This is a genomic window from Saccharopolyspora sp. (assembly GCF_017434145.1).
In the GTDB taxonomy this organism is placed as follows: Bacteria; Actinomycetota; Actinomycetes; order Mycobacteriales; family Pseudonocardiaceae; genus Saccharopolyspora_C; species Saccharopolyspora_C galaxeae.
This window is the reverse complement of record NZ_JAFRFW010000601.1, coordinates 1-1,632: the sequence shown is the minus strand read 5'-3', so window position 1 is coordinate 1,632 and position 1,632 is coordinate 1. Positions and strand designations below refer to the sequence as shown.

Here is a 1,632-nt window from a genome sequence, read left to right as displayed (position 1 = left end):
GTCCTCGCCGCGGCGTGTCCGGGTCCGCGCGGCTTTGACCGCCGACGCCCACCACGTCGGCACCTCCTGTGCGAACCGGTGGGCGGGCACCTTCTCAACCCGCACTCCTCGCTCGTCGGTGACCGCGGAGTACTGCGAGCTTCCTCTGGGGTTGATGGCCCGGTAGCCGAAACCGTGCAGGGTGGCGATCTCCTCGAGGTGTTTGGTGATCGACTGGTGGGCCCACAGGCGTAGCTTCGCGTTCTCGTCGCGGGAACGGTGCAGCGAGGTGCGGTAGGCGTCAAGGTTTTCGTAGGCGATGCTGTGGCACCCGTTCACGGCTGCGGTCTCGACGATCGCGGAGGCGACCTGCTTGCTGAGCTGGTCGCGCACCCGATCGCGTTTGTCGGTCAGCCGGGCCAACAGGTCCTGCCCGCGCACCGCGGTGAAGGTCCCGTCGGGCTGCTGCTCGACTTCGATGTCGCCGTCGCCGGGACGGTGTGGGCGGCGCCGCATGTGCCAGGAGCGCTTGACCTTGTAGAGCTCGTCGAGCAGTTGCAGCCGCCGGGGGCTCAGTCCGATCACCGCGCCGGGATGCTCGTAGTCGCCGTCCTGGGCGTTGTTGCTGGCGGCGGGCAGTCCGATCGTGGTGGCCAGTTTGGCCGGTACCACGCCACCGGACAGCACCACGCGCGTCAGCCGCAGCGGCACCCGGAGACGTTGATCCTCGTCGGCCCACACGGCGTGCATCCACGCCACCAGATGCTCGCGCAGTTCTGTGTCGGTCAGGAGCCGCTCGACGTAGTCGCGCAGGTCTGCCACCGCGGGCTGTGGCAAGTTCGGCCTCTGATCGCGGTAAGCCCCGCGCCACTCGACCAACTCCCCCACCGATTCCCGCGGCAACTCGGGCAGGACGTGCGAACGCCACAGGCGTGCCAAGTACGACCGCGGCTCACGGGCGGCGACCTTCCACCACCCGGAGATCAACCGCAGGAGCCGCTCGGCGTCGGTTCCGTGCTCGACGGCGACCGCCAGTCCGGCGAGTTGTCCGTGCCGGACAACGGCCCGCTTCACGCTGTACAAGTAGTCGAAGGCGAGATTGCTCGTGCGGTAGTCGTCGGTCACATGCTGCGGCGTGCTCAGCCGCGCACCGACGTGTTTGAGCGCTCGCGCCGCCAGCATCCAGTCCCGCCGTGTGGGCTGCGGCGCCGTCCGCTTCGGACCCGGTTCCACACCGTTCCCGGAACTCTTGCGCCCATCGGCGAGGTCGAGCAGCCCGGTCGCTTCCAACCGTGCCCAGTGGCCCTGCTCATGGCCGTCCAGCTTGCGGTAGACGAGCCGATGATCCCCCAACGGACCCGGTTCGTCCGGAGTAGGGCTCGCCAGATGCCGCGTGGCGTCGGTGAGACTGTTGCCGGAGCTGGCAGCGACGTTGCCGACTTCGCCCTCGTCGACGACTTCCCAGACCGCCCACCCCGCGAGGGTGCGCAGCCCGAGATCGATCCCCAGGACGCGATGCCCCAGTGCAGCCTGCCCGCGTTTCGGCGCGCGCGACGGCGTGCCGTCGCCGGTCGGTGAGGTGGGCTCGAGTTTGGTCGCCAACGCGACCGACCACTGCCCCGGAATCCCTCGCTGACCACCGTGTCGATGGCG

Annotated in this window: 1 protein-coding gene; it reads right to left on the bottom strand. The window is 69.3% G+C overall.

The genetic code is table 11. From position 1 onward, the window contains the following. Positions 1 to 1,581, bottom strand: a 1,581-nt coding sequence (locus IJH84_RS16600) for a hypothetical protein (RefSeq protein WP_295146000.1), incomplete at its 3' end; no start/stop codon positions are given. Positions 1,582 to 1,632 lie beyond the last annotated feature (51 nt).